This is a genomic window from Pedobacter sp. 05L430, assembly GCF_056397585.1.
On the sequence record NZ_JBFTNT010000088.1, the window covers coordinates 1 to 17801 of the forward strand.

General features: G+C 37.4%; 18 protein-coding genes. 8 read left to right on the top strand and 10 right to left on the bottom strand.

The genetic code is table 11. The features are described from left to right. Positions 1-670 (bottom strand): aldo/keto reductase (locus AC1DG9_RS13670; RefSeq protein ID WP_477634749.1); only part of this gene is annotated, 670 nt, incomplete at its 3' end. A gap of 142 nt (positions 671-812) precedes the next feature. On the opposite strand from AC1DG9_RS13670, the gene AC1DG9_RS13675 reads away from it, so the two are divergent. Further along, positions 813-1682 carry an AraC family transcriptional regulator gene (locus tag AC1DG9_RS13675; RefSeq protein ID WP_288883865.1) on the top strand — a complete coding sequence of 290 codons (870 nt, stop codon included), beginning with the start codon at positions 813-815 and terminating at the stop codon, positions 1680-1682. A gap of 6 nt (positions 1683-1688) precedes the next feature. On the opposite strand, the gene AC1DG9_RS13680 is transcribed toward AC1DG9_RS13675, so the two are convergent. Beyond that, positions 1689-2000, bottom strand: coding sequence for a hypothetical protein (locus tag AC1DG9_RS13680; RefSeq protein ID WP_172662470.1), 312 nt, complete (start codon positions 1998-2000; stop codon positions 1689-1691). Between the two features lie 122 nt (positions 2001-2122). On the opposite strand from AC1DG9_RS13680, the gene AC1DG9_RS13685 reads away from it, so the two are divergent. Continuing rightward, entirely contained in the window at positions 2123-2965 is an 843-nt protein-coding gene (locus AC1DG9_RS13685; RefSeq protein WP_477634750.1) for a hypothetical protein, read from the top strand. Next, positions 2949-3842 (top strand): DUF2961 domain-containing protein, encoded by an 894-nt coding sequence (locus tag AC1DG9_RS13690; RefSeq protein WP_477634751.1) that lies wholly within the window; start codon positions 2949-2951, stop codon positions 3840-3842. Before AC1DG9_RS13685 ends, AC1DG9_RS13690 begins: the two co-directional genes overlap by 17 nt. Here the strand turns inward: AC1DG9_RS13690 and AC1DG9_RS13695 are convergent. Beyond that, positions 3832-4476 carry a response regulator transcription factor gene (locus AC1DG9_RS13695; protein ID WP_337717821.1) on the bottom strand — a complete coding sequence of 215 codons (645 nt, stop codon included), beginning with the start codon at positions 4474-4476 and terminating at the stop codon, positions 3832-3834. The two genes, AC1DG9_RS13690 and AC1DG9_RS13695, sit on opposite strands and share 11 nt — an antisense overlap. 148 nt (positions 4477-4624) lie before the next feature. Here AC1DG9_RS13695 and AC1DG9_RS13700 point away from each other — a divergent pair, with 148 nt between their 5' ends. Then, positions 4625-5035: a hypothetical protein gene (locus AC1DG9_RS13700; protein WP_172662467.1), complete on the top strand. Its 411-nt coding sequence runs from the start codon at positions 4625-4627 to the stop codon at positions 5033-5035. A gap of 62 nt (positions 5036-5097) precedes the next feature. Here AC1DG9_RS13700 and AC1DG9_RS13705 read toward each other — a convergent pair whose 3' ends face one another. Both AC1DG9_RS13705 and AC1DG9_RS13710 read right to left on the bottom strand, forming a co-directional pair. Then, the gene (locus AC1DG9_RS13705) at positions 5098-7056 is read right to left on the bottom strand and encodes a sensor histidine kinase (protein WP_337717823.1); all 1959 of its coding nucleotides are present in this window, start codon (positions 7054-7056) and stop codon (positions 5098-5100) included. A gap of 46 nt (positions 7057-7102) precedes the next feature. Then, positions 7103-7720, bottom strand: a complete 618-nt coding sequence (locus AC1DG9_RS13710) for an FMN-binding negative transcriptional regulator (protein ID WP_172662465.1) — start codon at positions 7718-7720, stop codon at positions 7103-7105. A gap of 107 nt (positions 7721-7827) precedes the next feature. On the opposite strand from AC1DG9_RS13710, the gene AC1DG9_RS13715 reads away from it, so the two are divergent. Continuing rightward, positions 7828-8736 carry an SMP-30/gluconolactonase/LRE family protein gene (locus AC1DG9_RS13715; RefSeq protein ID WP_288883904.1) on the top strand — a complete coding sequence of 303 codons (909 nt, stop codon included), beginning with the start codon at positions 7828-7830 and terminating at the stop codon, positions 8734-8736. A gap of 36 nt (positions 8737-8772) precedes the next feature. Here the strand turns inward: AC1DG9_RS13715 and AC1DG9_RS13720 are convergent, their stop codons facing one another. Further along, complete coding sequence (locus AC1DG9_RS13720) at positions 8773-9171, bottom strand: nuclear transport factor 2 family protein (RefSeq protein ID WP_288883905.1); 399 nt, start codon at positions 9169-9171, stop codon at positions 8773-8775. A gap of 142 nt (positions 9172-9313) precedes the next feature. On the opposite strand from AC1DG9_RS13720, the gene AC1DG9_RS13725 reads away from it, so the two are divergent. Next, the gene (locus tag AC1DG9_RS13725) at positions 9314-10300 is read left to right on the top strand and encodes an AraC family transcriptional regulator (protein ID WP_477634752.1); all 987 of its coding nucleotides are present in this window, start codon (positions 9314-9316) and stop codon (positions 10298-10300) included. Here AC1DG9_RS13725 and AC1DG9_RS13730 read toward each other — a convergent pair whose 3' ends face one another. Then, the gene (locus AC1DG9_RS13730) at positions 10301-11884 is read right to left on the bottom strand and encodes a Na+/H+ antiporter (RefSeq protein ID WP_337717825.1); all 1584 of its coding nucleotides are present in this window, start codon (positions 11882-11884) and stop codon (positions 10301-10303) included. It abuts the gene before it with no gap. Positions 11885-11963: 79 nt separating this feature from the next. Continuing rightward, on the bottom strand, positions 11964-12749 hold the full coding sequence (locus AC1DG9_RS13735; RefSeq protein ID WP_246269692.1) for a phosphatase PAP2 family protein: 786 nt from the start codon (positions 12747-12749) through the stop codon (positions 11964-11966). Between the two features lie 126 nt (positions 12750-12875). On the opposite strand from AC1DG9_RS13735, the gene AC1DG9_RS13740 reads away from it, so the two are divergent. Further along, positions 12876-13586, top strand: coding sequence for a membrane or secreted protein (locus AC1DG9_RS13740; protein ID WP_172662460.1), 711 nt, complete (start codon positions 12876-12878; stop codon positions 13584-13586). Between the two features lie 8 nt (positions 13587-13594). Here the strand turns inward: AC1DG9_RS13740 and AC1DG9_RS13745 are convergent, their stop codons facing one another. Further along, positions 13595-15430, bottom strand: a complete 1836-nt coding sequence (locus tag AC1DG9_RS13745) for an outer membrane protein assembly factor BamB family protein (protein WP_337717827.1) — start codon at positions 15428-15430, stop codon at positions 13595-13597. Positions 15431-15569: 139 nt separating this feature from the next. Between AC1DG9_RS13745 and AC1DG9_RS13750 the strand changes: the two genes are divergently transcribed. Continuing rightward, positions 15570-16655 (top strand): Gfo/Idh/MocA family protein, encoded by a 1086-nt coding sequence (locus AC1DG9_RS13750; protein WP_337717829.1) that lies wholly within the window; start codon positions 15570-15572, stop codon positions 16653-16655. Positions 16656-16671: 16 nt separating this feature from the next. Here AC1DG9_RS13750 and AC1DG9_RS13755 read toward each other — a convergent pair whose 3' ends face one another. Continuing rightward, positions 16672-17673 (bottom strand): aldo/keto reductase, encoded by a 1002-nt coding sequence (locus AC1DG9_RS13755; protein WP_172662457.1) that lies wholly within the window; start codon positions 17671-17673, stop codon positions 16672-16674. Positions 17674-17801 lie beyond the last annotated feature (128 nt).

The window sequence follows — 17801 nt, forward strand, 5'->3', positions numbered from 1 at the left end:
CTTCTGGATGTGACTTTACTGTTAAGCTATTGGCAATCATTACCCAATCCAACTCTACATCAGCAACAACACGCTCAATTACCTTCCAGTTCTTAGCTCCAATACCGATTGAAGTTACTAATTTCTGCCTTTTTAATTCGGCAAGTGCCCTATATGCTTCAAGAATATCCTGATACTTTTGTTCCTCCTCTATCTCATCTTTTGCCGCAGCTAAATACTCATCAGGATCATGAACAGAAACCATTTTTGCCGAATAAATACCTAGCAAACTATTTCCCTGATCAAAACATTTCATAATACCATCATAACTAATTTGCTGAACAGCATCATTTTTCAAGTCAAACCAAATGTCTTTTTCAAAGGTGGGTTCTGGAGTTAGCAATTCGGTTTGATACCACCCCAGCTTATTGCATATCACTACATCATCTGGGTGAACATGTAAATCTGCCAAACTCTTACCCAGAACTTCCAACGCCAAACCGGCTCCATACTTACCGGCCGTATCGAACAAAGCTTTTCCAAAAGAATGCTCAATACATTCCTTTATTATATTCCGCTTGGTTTCATAGCTTAGGGACTGATACAAATTCCCTAAACTACTTGTACCAAAAATTATTGGTGGCAGTTCTCCGCCATTTTTCTTGATTTGTTCTTTTTTTACAGATAACATCCAATGGTTTTGTAATTGATAATATAAAGGAAGCGTGTTTTAAAACATAAAATATGATGTGTTTATCCATTTATTAAGTTATTTTAACATAAATAGTATTAAAATATTTTTTTGAAGTATATTTTGGCTATAATAGTAAGAGATGAAACCGCAACACCTAACTATTCCGAACAGTGCAGATCATTCTTTTAGTGTAAGAAAAGACATGATTCCAAATATCAATAACAGATGGCATTACCATACTGAAATAGAATTGATCTGCTTTCATAAGGGCACGGGCACTCAGTTTGTGGGTGATAACATTAAGAGATTTGCGCCTGGAGATATTGTTTTGGTGGGAAGCGATTTACCTCATTACTGGAAATATGACTCCCCTTATTTTGACGATGCCGGATCAAAAGAACCATATTCTACGGTAATTCATTTTTACGATAACTTTATTGGCGAACGATTTCTACATCTTCCTGAAACCAAGCCCATTAAAAACATTCTCGAAAAGGCCAAGAGAGGGATTCTCATACAGGAAAAAAATGCCTTAGAAATAGCTGCATATATTGAGAAAATATATCAAAGCGATGGCATAACTAAAATAATAACGCTTCTTGAATGTTTAATGGCAATAGCAAACCTTCCTCAAATTGCGCTGCTTTCTTCTATAGGTTTTAAATACGATTATAGTGCATCTGAAAATGAACGAATGAATAACATTTACAATTTTGCGCTAAATAATTTCAAGAAAAAAATTCAGTTGGAAGAAATAGCTTCTGTTGCAGACTTAGTTCCAAATTCCTTTTGCCGTTATTTTAAAACCCGAACCGGTAAGACTTTTTCAAAATTCCTTGTAGATATAAGAATTGGCTATTCCTGCAAGTTAATTCTTGAAAACAAAATGGATATTAAGCAGATATGCTTTGAGTCGGGCTTTAACAATTTTGCTTCTTTTCACAAAAGTTTTAAAATGATCACGGGAAAGACTCCAAAGCTTTATCGTCAAACCCATATGTTAACTTAGCGGATACTATCTTCCATGGAAACTATTAAGTGTTGCCGTTTTCCATTTAATATAGCCTAGCAATGCGCATTGATCAGCCACAATGGTTTCTATCTTCAAGGGAACGTCGTTTACTATTTTCCAACGGATTCCATATTTATTATTATAACCTATATAGATTACCAGATCTTCAAACAGAGGTTCAACAGATTCCAATTCTATAAGGTGTATTTCTTTCAACTCGGTAGCCAAACGACGTAATCTTTCATTCATAACTTTAGCAAGCGGCGCAGCAGGAATAGATTCTGGTTCTATAATTGGAAGTACAGTAACGGTCATAACAATAATTGAAATACTACAAATATTAGCAAATATAAGAATATTAACATTGGTATCTACATTTAAGTGTTCTCTTGATGTAATTTTTAGAAATTATTGATGAAAATAATTAAATTAAGCGGATGAAAAGAGCCTATCTATGCTTACTGGTAAGTGGTTTAACCCTTAACGCCATAGCCCAAAACAACCAAATAAACACAACAACTGAGTTAAATAAATTATGCTTGATACAAGACCTGCCTAAATATTGGAAGGATACCAAAGTAAAGCAGGTCTCCTCTTACGATACCACAGGAAACAATGATGATGGGTTTAGTGGCAAATATTCTTTTATACGCAAAAATGCGGATAGCTCATTAGTGATATTTGAAGCTAAAGGAAACGGGGTAATCAATAGGATCTGGACGCCAACACCGAATAATGATATGCTTGATTTTTATTTCGGAGGATCAGCAAAACCTAACTTTTCAATTCGTTTTTCAGATCTTTTCTCAGGCAAAGTATTTCCTTTTATTTCGCCATTAACAGGCAATGAACTTGGCGGCTATTTTTGTTATTTTCCAATCTCATTCAAGAATGGCTGCAAAATCGTTTCGAGAGGTAAAAAGATGGAATTCTATCAAATTCAATATAGAAGCTATCCCAAGAATTACCAGATTAGAAATTTTAGTTCTGAACTTAATGAACAGGAAAAACTTGTATTAACTACGCTTGGTGATGATTGGAACAAAGTGGCTAAGCTAAATAGCAAACCGATCCATACTGAAAGTATATTAACCCCCTCCAAATCAGTTACCATTGCAGATATAAATGAAGGAGGAAGAATAACTGGTATAAAATTGCATCATGCCGATTCTTTTAGAGGTCTAAATAAAAATGTGTTAATTAAGATGAGCTGGGACGATGAACAACCGGCAATATTTATGCCTGTGGCAGATTTCTTTGGTTATGCCAAAAGAAGGTAAATTCTATGCCTTTTGGAATCCGGATAAAAATACTAAACCAGAAACACCTCATTTATTCTTAGAGGGAAAAGGCAAGGGACATTATGTGGGGACAATTCTTCAAGCTCAGGGGCTTAATCCGGGAATGACATTATTCTTTGAGGGTGATGATGTAACTACTATAGACGGTGAGATGAGAATGCATGGAACAGGCTCGGAAGATTATTTTAATGGTGGATGGTATGCTTTGCTTGACCGTTGGGACAGAAAAATGAGCCTACCACTTCATGGCTCTCTTGATTATTCTTTGCCATACGCCAGAACCGGAGGATACAGGCTATTTATATCGGACAAAATGCCTTTTGAAAAAGAAATAAAACACACTATTGAACATGGTCCGGAAAAAAACAATAAACCTGGAGATTATACTTCTGTAGCATTCTATTATGCAGACAAATCAATTAACAGTAACCTTGTTTTACCAACCGAGGAACTAACCAAGGTGTACATACCCGACACGCTTATGGTTTATCCTCAACTAATGCAATATACTATTGGGGGCGCGGTAAAAATAGATGGAAACATTTTACACGCTACGGGTGGCGGACAAGTAAAGATAGATCTTAGTGAGCTGCCTAAAGGTCATTACAAATTGTATGCTGATATGGAAAAATCTGATGACGGAGCTGAAATTACCATATGGCAAAGGCAAAAACTGGTAAGTGAGCCAATTTCTTTTTATACGGAGAAACGCCAATCTTTTCCAAATTCCTATCTCTGTGATATTGATCTGGATGACTTTAAAAATGCGATAACCTTACATTTCAAGCCTGATGATAAAAAATCTATTGTCAACATACATAGACTAATATTAGTTCATCAAAAAACTAACCAATAGACTTAAGAAGCCCCTGATCTGCTGCAATTTTTATTAATGAAGCCACATTCTTGACTTCAAATTTTTGCAGCAGATTTCTTCTGTGGGTCTCTATTGTTAACGGGCTCACGAAAAGGTGTTTCGCCATTAATGCCGTTGTTTTTCCTTCGGCTATTAGTTGTAATACTTCTTTTTCTCTTTTAGTGAGTTGGGGTATTCCTTTCAGATCATTGGCAGACGGACGAGCTAGAATTTCTTTTACAGCCTTGCTAAAGGCCACTTCTCCATTAAGAGCTTCGTAAATACAATTAGTCAATTCTTGCACCGAAACATTTTTCAGTAAATACCCGCTTGCTCCATTTTGGAGCATTTGCATTACTATACTTCGTTCGCTGTGATTACTCAAAGCCAAAACACACGTATTAGGAGATACACTTTTTATTTCTTTACATACATCCATCCCATTACTGTCGGGAAGCATGATGTCCAGTAATACTATATCAACTTCGTTGTTCTTTAAAAACTCAATAAAATCGCTGCCTGATGTAAAACAGCCTGTTACATTGATATCACTATTATTGGTAAGTATCATTTGGAGGCCTTGGACAACAATAGGGTGATCATCAACAATGGCAAGGGAGATTTTTCGATTCATTTCGGTTAAAAATAGATATCATTTCGGAACTCAGTTTATAAGCAAAAAAAATACCAGAAAACCAGTAGAAGAAAAACCATGTTTAACGGGATTGTCTTCCTTGAAAACATAAAATATTTTTGCGGTAGAAAATTTAAATCTAATACCTATGAAAATTTTATCATTAAAAAAATCGACGCTTAAAATTGTGACTATGCTAGTAGCGGTAGTCATGTTCGCATCATGCGGAAAAGACAAGGATGGTCCTGATCAGTCAAGCAGTTATCCCAAAGAAGTAACGATCGAGTACAGGGTAACAACAACTTCTGGATTGGCTAAAATAAACATTTCTTATACTAATGAAACCGGCGGTCACACAGTATTGTCGGATTCACCCATTCCTTTTACAAAAAAATTCAAAAGAACTGTTAATATGGGGGATGGAGCTAACGTTGGAGTAACATCCTATGCTGCAGGTACGGTTAAGGTTGAAGTATTGGTGGATGACAAAGTGGTTAAATCAGAGGTGTTTTCTGGAAATGAAATCATTTCCGGCAGTGTAACCTTTCCATTTATCTAAGCCAAAACTATTTCTAAATAAAACGCTCGGTATATCCATCGCAACATTATGCGATGGATTTTTTATTTTATACTACTTGAATTCAATTCCACATTAACTACCGTACCCTCGTCAATTATAGATTCTATATTCATTTTTCCTTTAAGCAAGGCTATCCTATTTCTGATATTCAGCAATCCCATGCTTTTTGTTCTGCCCGCAATTGTCGGATCAAAGCCAGTCCCGTCATCTTCTATTGTTATATAAAAAGAATTCTCATTCTGACTACATTGAACTATAATATTTTTTGCCTTTGCGTGGCGAATTGCATTAGATAGTAACTCCTGCACTATTCTATATATAGTGAGCTGCGTTTTAGTAGAGATCTTCTCTTTAACACTTAAAGCCTGGAAGCTGATTTTAATATCGTTTGTCATTACCGACTCACACAAATCTTTCAACGCTGTTTCCAAACCGAACTTTAAGAGCGTTTCGGGCATCATATTTCTGGCTATGTGCCTTAGTTCTTTCACAGAGTTGTCAAGTTGACCAATGATTCGATCTAATTCAACATTATTAATATTAGCGCCCTGATTCTCTGCCCAGCCGGAAAGGTTAATTTTTACACCAGCAAGCATCCCTCCTAAGCCGTCGTGCAAATCCCTTGCTACTCTTGTTCGCTCTCTTTCCTCCCCTTCCAGCATCGCGTTGGTTGATATTAGCTTTGCTTTATTTCTATAGTAGTACAAAATAAAAATTGCAATCGCGATCAGGAATATAACCGCACCACCAAGTAACCAATTGGCAAGCCTGGTGTTTTTTGCCGACAACGCAGCCTTTTGATTTTCGGCTTCGAGTTGAGTAATCATCTTTTGATTTTCGGCATTTCTGAATTTAGCCTCCAGGGCATTAATATTTTCCTTTAGTTTACTATCATTCAGACTGTCACTTGTTTTGCTATAAGCAGTAGACCATTTATAAGCCTCTTCCATTAGTCCCATGCTTGCGTTGGTTTTAGCCAACTGATCGTAAATAGCTTTTCTACTGTTTACATCCGCCGCAAGCGGGCCTTCCCTCAATAGCCCTAATAAAACCTCTTTAGCTTTCTTAAATTCTTTTAATCTAACAAATACCTCATATTTCCTGAAAACAAGCATCTGCCAAAGCATAGTCTGGTTGTATTCTTTTGCTAACGGTATACCTTTGTCAAGACTCATCAGCGCCTTGTCAAACTGGTTTGTTAAGGTTAGGTAAATTGCTTCGTTATAGTAATAATTCGGATAGTTAATGGATTTAGGGTATCCCTTCAACATTTCACCTGCCTTGTCAAGTACTTTTTTTGCTTCAGTTTTTTTCTCCTGATAACAGTAATTGCTGGTTGCAGCTAAATAAGCGTGCAGTAAAATTGATGAATTTGGATATTTACTTTCCAATAAGCTAATTGCTTTATTATTATAAATTTCAGCTTTTTCAAACTGGCCATTATACATTAATAGCGTACCCAATTGCGAATAATAGTGGGCGGTTTTTTCAGCATCACCTGCTTTTTCAGACAAGGGTATTGCTTTGTTAATTGCGATATCAATTACAAAAGCATCGCCCTTTTCAGTTTTCTTCATTATGGCATAATTATACCATGCTGCAGATCTGAACTTGTAAACTTCTTTATCTTTAAAAGCAGCTAATTCTTTCTCGGCATTCATAAAAGCCTCAGCGGCTTTTGAAGTATTACGTGTAAAGTAATACTGACCTTCATAAAATGGGTAAAGCGCCTTAACCAATGGATATTTACTTCCCATTGCCTTCCCTTTTATTAAATATTCTTTACTCTTAACGGTATCTTTTGATCGCCAATAATCCGATAATAAATAGCTGGTTCTGGCTTTGATGCTATCAGATTGTTTCGATTGCAAAATGGATTGCAAACTGTCGGTATATGATTTTTCGTTGATTGGTAGTATCTGTTGAGCGTTTGTCTCAAAAGAATTGTTCATTATTATACCAAAAACAAGTAAAATCCAATTCTTATTTGTTTTTTGCATTTCTACAAATATTTTAAAATTCAATAGGTAAAAGATATAAGTAAACTTATAAATCTTTTATTTCTTTCTTCATATATATCCCAATCTGTCTTTCAACATCATGCTCACTTCTACTCAAAGATTCAATAATTCTATGCTGCTCAGCACTTGTTTTATTTTGGCTTAATTTCTTACTGGCCTCAAACGAAGAAACTTCAATTTCAAAAGCCACAATTCCGTTTAGCATTTTCAATTTATACTCTTCAGGCAGCTTATTCCATTGAGTCATATAATCAGCTTCAAAAGCATTTATTGATTTTTCCATAACTTCAAGCATATGGGTGGTTTCACTTAGAATACGTGCTTTGCCATAAGCGTGGACCGCTATGTAATTCCAGGTAGGCACATTTAACTCTTTATCATAAAGCTTCGGCGAGATATACGCATGTGGCTCTGAAAACACCACCAGCACCTCATTATTCAATAACTCTTTCCATTGCGGATTAGCTTTTGCAAAATGGCCTATCAAAATAGTTTTATCTCCTCTTTTCTCTATTACAAAAGGTAAATGGCTCGCATTAGGACGATCGTTGTTCGAGGTTACAATAGCAGCAAAGCTATATTGGGTAATAAATTCAATGATTTCATTTTCATCTGTTGTCAGATTTTGCTTAGATATATACATATGGTAATGGTAAATGGTCTCAAATTTATACATTTTACTCCACGGTCATATTATTTCAGCACATTTCATTATCTTGTACATTTTATCAACACACAAACCAAATGAACATGAAAATTAAACGTCTTGGTATCCTTGCCATTCTCCTCTCCGTTTCATCACCTTATTTATTCGCACAAAACTTAACCTCACATCCAAGTAATCTATTTGCGGCAGACGATGCTAAACTTATATCATCTGATTTTAGTTTTACGGAGGGTTGCTCTGTTGATAAAAATGGAAATGTGTTTTTCACAGATCAACCCAATGATAAAATATGGAAATACAGTACTGACGGGAACCTTTCCATTTTTCTTGATAAAGCTGGTAGAGCCAATGGTACATACTTCGACAAAAAAGGAAACCTGATTACCTGTGCTGATGAAAAAGGTCAATTATGGTCAATAAGCCCATCAGGAAAAGTAAAGGTTATCATGAATGACCTGGATGGCAAACAATTTAACGGACCAAATGATATTTGGATTCATCCAAACGGGGATATGTATTTCACAGATCCATATTATCAACGTGATTACTGGACAAGAACTTCACCAGATCTTAAAAGTGACGATGTCTATTACCTTGCAAAAGGCAGCAAAAAGCCAAAAATAGCCGCCGATGGCCTGGTAAAACCAAATGGAATTGTTGGCACACCAGATGGCAAATATCTATATGTATCGGATATTAATGCAGGAAAGACTTACAAATATGCTATCGAAAAAAATGGTGAACTAACCGGAAAACAATTGATCATTAATAAGGGATCTGACGGTATGACACTCGATGAAAAAGGCAATGTTTATCTTACTTTAGGACAAGGTGTTTTCATATACAATCCTGCAGGAGAGCTCATTGCCGAATTAAAGATAAAGGACGGGCCAAGTAACGTGTGTTTTGCAGGGAAGGACAGGAACATATTATTCATTACTGCTCGCAAAACCATATATACGCTACCAATGAAAGTTAAAGGGGTGGAATAATCCACCCTCTCTTACTCAAAAGTCATAAATACCGAATTATCTTCTCCAAAACTCATTCTCAAAATCAATATCCTCTGAGTAAACCACAACATTATTGATTAAACCGTTCCCTACAGTATACACATCAATATTGTCTATATCCAAAACCTGACCGTTTGGGCGTATGGCCTTCCAATGAACAAGACAAGCAATACTGTTTCCATTTTCGGCAAGCACTTTTATTTCTGTTAAAGCCAATGTGTTAGAGGATAGCTCAAACATTTGACCAACCATTTGAAATACCTCGTCAGCATTGCTTTTAAATCCTGAAACCACATTATCTCCGGGTTGCGACCATTTTACTTCCGGATGCAACAATGCCCCTAATTTCGCTGTATTTCCTTTTTGCACTGCAGTTAAAAATTCTGTAACTACATTCATCGCTTGATTTTCCATGTTCTTTGATTTTAAATTGTTAATTATTGTCTAATGCAAAGAAAGTGCTCACAAGGATGTTTATCCTTACCAATAAATGACAAGGAGTTGTCTTTTCACGACAAACATATTTAATGAATAACTAAATCTATAACTTTACTAAATGGAAAACCATCAGCACCGTTTTATATTGAGCCTACTTGCTTATTATGCACAAAGAGATCTTGATGTCAAAAAATTATGCAATCTGTCAGGCATCGATTTTAAATCTTTGAGGGAAAACAAAACGGTAAATTTTGGTCCAAAACAATGGAATGACATTTGGCTTAATGCAGTTCAGAACAGCCGAGATTCTTTATTTGGCCTCCATTTTGGAGAATCAATGCAATTAGCGGCACTGGGTGCCGTTGGGGAAGTCATTAAAACAAGCACCACTATTGGCGATGCTTTAACCCAGGCATCAACATTAACACATTTAATAACTGATCTGTTCAGTATGAAAGTGAATTTGAAATCAGATGTATTTGACATCATTTTCAATCCGGATAAAAAGGTAGACCATACAAATCTGGCTTACAAACAAATGGTAGATTTTTTCATGGCATTTACTATTCATGAATTGGATGGTTTGCTTTTAGAAAAAATAAAACCTCTAAAAGTAACATTTCCATACGAGATCACACACGATCAGGAATACKAGCGTGTTTTACGATGTAAACCTCAGCGAGGCGACGGCTATTGTATTCAATTCGACAAAAAAATCTGGGATGATATAATTATTACTGGTAATTACAGCATACAACAAACGCTGTTACAGCATATTGATCAATTATCCAATACCCAACCGGATAAGTTCGAAATGATGGTTTACAATTATCTTTTAGCAAAATCTTACCTCGGTATTTCATCAATAAAAGATGTGGCGGCAAACTTTAATATGAGCGTGCGCACCTTACAGCGAAAATTGGAGGAAGAAGATACAGGTTTTCAGTATATAGCGGATCAGGCAAGGAAACAACTGGCCTTAAAATATCTTAAATCAKGGGAACATCAAATAAAAGAAATCTCATACCTGCTTGGCTACAACGAATTAAGTGCCTTTACAAGGGCCTTTAAACGATGGACGGGCGCTCCACCGACATCCTACTAATTAAAGGTCAAATCGTACCCTGAGTTTTTCTTCTTCAAGATCAATCAGCCCCTGCAATTTCCTAATCACGTCTTCATCCGTATCCTGCTCTTTATTTAGCGCTGTCAGAAATAGCCGTTGTTTAATTAGTAACTGAAGGTAAACATCTTGATAATCTTTCGCTTGATGATCATATTGCGGATGTTCGAAGGCCAAATCATTCTCTAATCTAGCCCTGATCTGTTGTAATCCAGGGCTGACTTTAACCCTTTCAGAATGATTAGCATCCAGATATTGCATACTGTGTTCGGCAAGCATTTTTCTTATTCTTGAGTCCTCTTCTGATTCAGGAAGGTGGTTATCAGGATCTGACATATTAACCCATTTAATCACATAAGGAAGGCTTATTCCCTGTACCACAAGCGTTAAAAGAATCACCGTAAACGTGATGAATAAAATAAGATTTCGTTGAGGAAACGGGACCCCGTTACCCATATATGCCGGTATTGATAATGCTGCAGCTAAGGAAACCACACCTCGCATACCTGCCCAGCCTATAATAACCGGTCCTTTCCAACCCGGTCTGTTATCGGCTGTGGTTATGTAGCGGCTGATAAATACCGTAAATACAGAAGCCCCAAGTGTACTCAGTATCCTGGTAACAATAAGCACTAAAGTAATCAGAACGCCGTAACCAATAGCGGCTCCTAAACTTACGTTTCCGAGCTGATTAACGATTACCGGCAATTCCAGACCAATAAGCATAAATACAAGCCCATTTAACACAAACCCAAATGCAGACCACACATTAGCACCCCGCAATCTGCTACTGTGACTTAGGAACAAGTGACTCTTTGAGGATAGAAAAAGCCCACCACTTACTACTGCCAGCACGCCTGAAAAATGAAAATGCTCAGCAGCAATGTACATGACGTAAGGAGCAGTTAACGTAAGTATGATATCGATATTCGGATCAGTTGGCATCCATTTATGAACTGCAAAATACACTAGTCCTACTGCTATTCCAATTAGAACGCCCATTAAAACTACAATAACAAAACTCAATGCAGCTTCATGAAAAACAAAGCTTCCGGTACTAACCGCGATAATAGCAAAACGAAATACAATTAAACTTGAAGCGTCATTTAGCAAACTTTCACCTTCCAATATGGCAGTGATGCGCTTGGGAACTTTTATTGTCTTTAATATAGAGGTTGCCGACACTGCATCTGGGGGAGAAACTATTCCTCCAAGTAATAAACCCAAAGCCAATGTAAACCCTGGTATGATCATTTGAGATACCAGGGCAATCACCAGCGAAGTAAGCAATACAATCAAAAAGGCAAAACTCGTAATTACCCTTCTCCATCGCCAGAAATCTTTCCAGGAGGTATACCAGGCTGCCTCATATAGTAATGGAGGAAGAAAAATAATAAATATAAGTTCAGGGTTAATGCTAATTACGGGCAGTCCGGGTAATAAACTTATTGCAAGGCCACCAACCACAAGCACTATCGGATAGGCAATTTTCAACTTCTGGGCAAGCATTACCAGAAAAAGTATTACAATAATTATAGCAATGTACGGAATAACAATCTCGATCATAAGTCAGGGCGTATTTCCTTCTAAAAATACATTATAAACCAATAAGCTACAACCCGTTATTCGGCTAATCTATATTACATTAGAAGGTTCCGCTCAAAGAAAGCCCCATACTATGCTGCTGATAGGATGGCATTACTGTATAATTAAAACTTCCCTTTCCTGTAATCAGCTTTTTCAGTTTAGGATATAACAAGTACGACAATTTAGTAGAAAGAATACCAAATCCCGCCCCTGCAACCACATCGCTAGCCCAATGTTTATTGTTATACGTTCTGAGTACACCGGTTGCAATTGCGACCGTATACCCAGCGTAACCGTACCAAGGCGAAACATCTTTATATTCCTGTTTGAGAAATTCAGCGGCAGCAAATGCATTGGCAGTATGACCAGAAGGAAATGAAGTATATCCCGAACCGTTAGGCCTGAGTCTGTGAGTAGCTTTCTTTAATGCCGTTACACTTCCGCCCATAATTGCAGATGATAATACATATAAACCAGTAGCATCAAGCAAAGAATGCTTGCCTTTTATGCCTAAGAGATTAAGCCCATAAACTGCCGCAGCCGGGGCAAACTGCATATAATCATCCGCATGTGCTGCAAACAAAGGATGGTCTTCCTGCAACTCATCCTTAGTGCTATAATCAAGTCGCCTGATCACATTATCACCGGTTAATGATACCACACCGTAACCAATAAATACTGCTGGAATAATAAAGGCTGTAACTTTGGGTTTATAATTACTCGAAACCATCATACTGGAGTCTGACCTAAAATTACCCTTTTCCTGTAATGTATCCTGAGTTTGGGCAAAAATAAGCCCGGGTATTGTGAACAAGACCAATATAACTAATAATTTCCTATACATCTTCTAATCGTTTTATTCCCTCCAAGGAATTTCAAATTAAAGATGGGATACAATTTTGGAGAAATACTGTAGATAAACATAGAATGTTTTTTATCTTTAATACAATCACTTATAAATTAAATCATTATGAAAAGGCACATCATCTTGTTAATACTTGCAATCAGTATTTCCTTTACTACAGCTCAGGCCCAAATGAGCGCTCTTACTGGCGCATGGGAATTCAGCAATGGAACAGATCAGCATCAGCTTTTTTTTGAAGATGGCTATTTCATACATACCATACACCAGGCTGATAAGTTTATAATGTCTCGCGGGGGTAGTTATGAAGCAAACAATGGAACCATTAAAGCAAAGGTGTATTTTAACAGTTCAGATTCATCCAATGTTGGAGGCGAACTAAATGTTCCATTTGAAGTTTCTGCGGATAAGCTATCTATGGATGTACCAGACGGACGTGTTAATTTCAACCGTGTAGATGATGGGAAAGCGCCACTTGCGGGCGTATGGCGCATAACTGGCAGAATGCAGGAAGATGGCAAGGTTGCTGATATTCATCAAACCGGCTCCCGCCAAACTTACAAACTCCTTACAGGCAAGAAATTTCAATGGGTAGCTATTGACCCCGAGAAAAAAGAATTTTCTGGCACCGGCGGCGGTTCATATACTTTTAAAGATGGAAAATACACAGAACAAATAGAGTTTTTCTCAAGAGACAATAGTCGTGTTGGGGTTTCATTAGTATTTGATGGAAAATTGCAGGATGGCAAGTGGCATCATAGTGGATTGAGCAGTAAAGGAGCTAAAATCTATGAAGTATGGAGTAAGGTTGATGAATAGGTCTACTTTTACTTAACTGTAAGTAAGGTTACAACACCATCCATTGTTGCCAGTAAAACAGATTTTTTACTGATAACGTTTACGGTGTTTACCATAGAATTATCTACTTTGTGTGCCCAAACTGTTTTCTGACTAACAGGATCAAAAGCATATACTACACCGTTTCTTGTTCCAAAGAAAACTTGTTTATCTTTTGCAATTAGCATAGAGGGCGTATGCTCATACCCAAATCCCATGTCTAAACGCCAAAGAACACCCGGATCTGTAGTTTGTGTTTTATAAGCTACTACTTCATTGTTCATTGTTTTGCCAAAAATAAGACTGCCATCTTCAGATATACCTATTGATTCTCTCACTGTAGCCTCTTTGTTCCTCCATAGAACATTGCCATTATTAACATCCAACGCGGTAAGTACCCTATCTGGTGCAGCAAAATAAACTACGCCATCCTTCGCTACTGGAGTACACATCGCCGGAGAAAACATACGATTAGCACTTCCATTGTTCCACTTCCAAAGTAACGTACCATTGCTTTCATCTAAAGCATATAAATGGCGCCCCCAAGAGCCAAAAAGCACCTTGCCCTGATATATTAAAGGTTTGCCTACAATAGCCCCTTCTACCCCATCAAAACTCCAGATTTGCTTACCGGTTTTAGCATCAATAGCTCTAAAATTATGATCACTTCCTCCAATATAAACAACTCTGCCATCAGTAACCGGCGCACCTAAAACAGATGCTCCAGTTTTAATTTTCCATATCTCCTTTCCACTATTCAGGTCCAAACCATAAATACAACCATCACCAGAACCCAATGCAATAACATTACCTACAATTACAGGAGAAGAATAAATAGCACCACCGGTTTTAAATCCCCATTTTTTGCTGCCATCTTTTATGGATAATGCCTCAACCTCACCAATGCTATTTCCAAACACCACCAGTTTCTTAGTAGCAGCTGGAGTCAGTACCACATTTGCACTTGCATGATAATTCCAAGTCTGTTTAACCTGCGGATAAGTGGCATTTATCTCATAAGATGGTCTTACTATTTTACCACTGCTATTGGGAATAAATTTACCCAAAGCAATACCACGCCAGTTAGGTTCTATCGCCAATCCGGGCTTTTTAACAGCAAACAAGACAGAATCACTTCGCATTGTAACCACATTGTATCCCCCGACACTATCTTTAGCTCTCAAATTAGAGCGTCCCATAGTTGCGGGTACTCCTTCAAAATCCATTGCCTGGTTTGCATGGCCATGGCCGCAAATCGCATATTGAATATTGTATTTTTTAATCCTGTCTGTTGCTTCGTACCAATTATCCAAACTATTATCAATAGGATAATGATTGATAAATACAATTGGCATATCTGCTGGTGTTTTCTTTAAAACTTCATCAAGCCACACTACGGCATCTCTTGGAATGTGTCCGTCCGACATCCTCACATAAGGACCCGATGCACAGGCAATAAATCGATACCCATTATGATCAAATGTAAATTTATCATTTCCAAATTCACGAATAAAGTCTACTCCACCCGACTCCGACCAACCTGTATCATGATTACCAGGAATAACATACCATGGTTTTTTGAGCCCGGTTAAAATCTCCTTTGCAAGCTTAATTTCCAACTTAGTTCCCATTTCAGTTACATCACCCGTAACGATAATAAAATCAAGGTCATTCTGTTGATTAATATCATTTACTGTTCTTCTCAAATCCTCCTCACCAGTTTCAGTACCAACATGTGTATCTGTTACAAAGGCATACTTAAATGCTTGAGCATTCACATTTAAAAAGGAAGCAACAACTATTATAAAAGCAATAATATATCTCATACCATGACCAGTTTTAGGGCAGGTCAATTTACATTTTTCTAATCACTTGACCTGATTTGTTACAAGAATGTCTCAATTAGGACACCAATAATTCATAAATTGCCCTTCAGTTAACATACAAGACCTTAAGAATTATCTTATGCAAAAGTTCCTTACCATTGCCCTGTTGGCATTTTTTTCTTTACAGGTTAAAGCACAATCCAAATTAAACGTTGTATTGGCTGGCCTTAGTCATGATCACGTAAACCTGATAATGGATAGCTACAAAAAAGGAGAGGTAAACATCATTGGTATTGCAGAAGAAAACCCGGTTTTAGTAGAAAGATTTAAAGCCCGCTTTAAGTTTGCTGATTCAATATTTTTCACAGACTTAAAAGAGCTCCTGAAACACCGTAAACCTGATGCAGTACTTGCTTACAATGCGATTGAAGATCATTTAATGGTAGTAGAGGCAGCTGCTCCTCTTGGTATTTCTGTTATGGTAGAAAAACCTTTAGCTGTATCTGTAAAACATGCTGAGCGTATGGCCGCATTAGCCAAACAATACAAAATCCATTTGTTAACCAATTACGAAACCACATGGTATCCAAGCAATCAGGAAGCATACACCCGAATTAAACAAAGCAGTGCTATTGGAGACATTAGAAAAATAGTTGCACATGATGGCCATGAAGGACCTAAAGAAATTGGGGTAAGCAAGGAATTCTTAAATTGGCTTACAGATCCAAAAAAGAATGGTGGAGGTGCGATTATAGATTTTGGTTGTTATGGTGCAAATCTTATGACCTGGCTAATGAATGGAAAAGCGCCCATTTCAGTTACTGCATTAACACATCAGATAAAAAAGGATGTTTACCCGAACGTTGACGATGATGCAACAATATTACTCGAATATCCAACGGCAACTGGCATCATAGAAGCTTCATGGAACTGGCCGTTTAGCATAAAAGACATGGAAGTATTTGGAAAAACAGGATACATACAGGCAGTAAACTCAAATACACTTCGTACCAAGGAAAACGGAAAAAACAACTATCAGCTAGAAGAAGCCAAACCTTTAGCGCCGGCGCATAGCAACCACCTTAACTATCTTGCTGCAGTGCTGAAAAATGAAGTAAAACCCGAAAATGATCTATCATCACTAAACAACAATCTGATTGTAGTAAAAATATTGGAGGCAGCTAAACGCTCAGCTAAAGAAGGGCGCAAGGTACTTATTAACTAAATTAATTCACCAAAAACTATCTATTTACCAGCTTCATTGAGCCCTCATTGTAGCGCTCACCTGTATTTGGATAACGAAGGAGTAGTTCATCGATGATTTTTAAGTCGTTGGCAGATAATGTAAGATCAACCGCCCCTACATTTTCTTCAAGGTATTTTCTTTTCTTGGTTCCCGGGATAGGAATTACATCATCGCCTTGAGCCAGTACCCATCCAAGTGCCAATTGGGCCGCTGTACATCCTTTTTCCTGTGCCAGCTTTCCAAAATCATGCGCAAGCCCTTCATTGTTCTTTAGGTTATCCCCGCTATAACGTGGAAGTGTTTTACGGAAGTCGGTATCATCAAGCTGTTCCACATTTAAAGCGTTAGTTACCAAACCTCTTGCCAGCGGGGAATAAGGGATAAGTGTAATCCCAAGTTCACGCACGGTACTCAATATCTCACCTTCCACATCTCTGGTAAGCAACGAATATTCACTTTGCAACGCCGTAATTGGATGCACTGCATGAGCTCTACGGATAGAAGCAGGCGATGCCTCGCTCAATCCAAGATACCGTACTTTACCTTCTTTTACCAGCTCTGCCATAGCTCCGACTGTATCTTCAACCGGAACGTCTGGATCTATCCTGTGAGCATAATACAAATCAATTGTATCTATTTTTAAACGTTTTAAGCTATTTTCTACAGCAACCTTAATCCATTTTGGTGAACCATCAAAGTAAGTTCCAGAAGCATTACTTGATCCTGCAATGTTATCTTTAAATCTGAATCCAAATTTAGTAGCAATAAAGACCTTATCTCTATTGGGAACTAAAACTTTAGAAATTAGTTCTTCATTATTTCCATTTCCATACATATCAGCAGTATCCCAGAAATTAATTCCAAGATCAAGCGCTTTATGAAGTGTTGCAATACTTTCTGTATCGTCAACAGGGCCATAAGCAAAGCTCATTCCCATACAGCCCAAACCTATCGCCGATAGCTGTTCTTTTGTTTTACCCAAATTCCTGTATTTCATAACTTTTAGATTTTATGATCCAAAATTACCTAATTACCAAGATCGGTAGTTTAAAGGATTCAAACAGATCATTATAAAATTCAAACAGCAATATTTCTAATCTCTTTTGGTGTACGCTGGGTTTGTTT

What these genes read in the sequence shown, in the direction of transcription:
- AC1DG9_RS13675 (WP_288883865.1), top strand. Translation starts at nt 813, where the DNA reads ATGAAACCGCAACACCTAACTATTCCGAACAGTGCAGATCATTCTTTT.
- AC1DG9_RS13680 (WP_172662470.1), bottom strand. Translation starts at nt 2,000, where the DNA reads ATGACCGTTACTGTACTTCCAATTATAGAACCAGAATCTATTCCTGCT.
- AC1DG9_RS13685 (WP_477634750.1), top strand. Translation starts at nt 2,123, where the DNA reads ATGAAAAGAGCCTATCTATGCTTACTGGTAAGTGGTTTAACCCTTAAC.
- AC1DG9_RS13690 (WP_477634751.1), top strand. Translation starts at nt 2,949, where the DNA reads ATGCCAAAAGAAGGTAAATTCTATGCCTTTTGGAATCCGGATAAAAAT.
- AC1DG9_RS13695 (WP_337717821.1), bottom strand. Translation starts at nt 4,476, where the DNA reads ATGAATCGAAAAATCTCCCTTGCCATTGTTGATGATCACCCTATTGTT.
- AC1DG9_RS13700 (WP_172662467.1), top strand. Translation starts at nt 4,625, where the DNA reads ATGAAAATTTTATCATTAAAAAAATCGACGCTTAAAATTGTGACTATG.
- AC1DG9_RS13705 (WP_337717823.1), bottom strand. Translation starts at nt 7,056, where the DNA reads ATGCAAAAAACAAATAAGAATTGGATTTTACTTGTTTTTGGTATAATA.
- AC1DG9_RS13710 (WP_172662465.1), bottom strand. Translation starts at nt 7,720, where the DNA reads ATGTATATATCTAAGCAAAATCTGACAACAGATGAAAATGAAATCATT.
- AC1DG9_RS13715 (WP_288883904.1), top strand. Translation starts at nt 7,828, where the DNA reads ATGAAAATTAAACGTCTTGGTATCCTTGCCATTCTCCTCTCCGTTTCA.
- AC1DG9_RS13720 (WP_288883905.1), bottom strand. Translation starts at nt 9,171, where the DNA reads ATGGAAAATCAAGCGATGAATGTAGTTACAGAATTTTTAACTGCAGTG.
- AC1DG9_RS13730 (WP_337717825.1), bottom strand. Translation starts at nt 11,884, where the DNA reads ATGATCGAGATTGTTATTCCGTACATTGCTATAATTATTGTAATACTT.
- AC1DG9_RS13735 (WP_246269692.1), bottom strand. Translation starts at nt 12,749, where the DNA reads ATGTATAGGAAATTATTAGTTATATTGGTCTTGTTCACAATACCCGGG.
- AC1DG9_RS13740 (WP_172662460.1), top strand. Translation starts at nt 12,876, where the DNA reads ATGAAAAGGCACATCATCTTGTTAATACTTGCAATCAGTATTTCCTTT.
- AC1DG9_RS13745 (WP_337717827.1), bottom strand. Translation starts at nt 15,430, where the DNA reads ATGAGATATATTATTGCTTTTATAATAGTTGTTGCTTCCTTTTTAAAT.
- AC1DG9_RS13750 (WP_337717829.1), top strand. Translation starts at nt 15,570, where the DNA reads ATGCAAAAGTTCCTTACCATTGCCCTGTTGGCATTTTTTTCTTTACAG.
- AC1DG9_RS13755 (WP_172662457.1), bottom strand. Translation starts at nt 17,673, where the DNA reads ATGAAATACAGGAATTTGGGTAAAACAAAAGAACAGCTATCGGCGATA.